This window comes from Bradyrhizobium sp. UFLA05-125, from assembly GCF_059803515.1.
This window is the reverse complement of record NZ_JBANBJ010000181.1, coordinates 1-894: the sequence shown is the minus strand read 5'-3', so window position 1 is coordinate 894 and position 894 is coordinate 1. Positions and strand designations below refer to the sequence as shown.

General features: G+C 64.8%; 1 pseudogene. It reads left to right on the top strand.

The features are described 5' to 3' along the window. Nucleotides 1-19 precede the first annotated feature (19 nt). Nucleotides 20-894, top strand: a pseudogene (locus SO156_RS45850) (glutamine--fructose-6-phosphate transaminase (isomerizing)); the annotation flags it as partial.

Genomic DNA, 894 nt, shown 5'->3' with positions numbered 1-894 from the left:
TTGGGGGATATTGATCCGCATGTGCGGGATTGTCGGCATTCTCGGGCGCGAACCGGTTGCAGAGCAATTGGTGGATTCGCTCAAGCGGCTTGAATATCGGGGCTACGACTCCGCGGGTGTTGCCACGCTCGAAGGCGATCACCTGCAGCGGCGGCGCGCCGAGGGCAAGCTGAAGAACCTCGAGGCCCGGCTGCGTGACGAGCCGCTGAACGGGACGACCGGGATCGGCCACACCCGCTGGGCCACCCATGGCAAGCCGACCGAGCACAATGCCCATCCGCACGCCACCGAGCGCGTCGCGGTGGTCCATAACGGGATCATCGAGAATTTCCGCGAGCTGCGCGAGGAACTCGAAGCGAAGGGCACGGTGTTCCGCACCGAGACTGACACCGAGATCGTGCTGCATCTGGTCGACCATCTGCTCACGCGCGGCAACAAGCCGATCGAGGCGGTGAAGCTCGCCTTGAGCCGCCTGCGCGGCGCGTTCGCGCTCGGCTTCATTTTCGCGGGCGAGGGCGACCTGATGATCGGCGCTCGCAACGGTCCGCCGCTCGCGATCGGCTATGGCGATGGCGAGATGTTCCTGGGCTCGGACGCGATCGCGCTCGGCCCGTTCACCGATACGATCAGCTATCTCGAGGACGGCGACTGGGTCGTGCTGACCCGCAGCAGCGTTGCTATCTTCGACAAGGACGGCCGTGCCGTCCAGCGCGACAAGATCAAGCATGCGGCCTCGACCTCGCTTGTCGACAAGGCCAACTACCGCCATTTCATGGCGAAGGAAATACACGAGCAGCCCGAGGTCGTCGGCCACACGCTGGCCCGCTATATCGACATGGCATCCGAGCGCGTGTCGCTGCCGGTGAAGCTGCCGTTCGACTTCCGCGACATCCA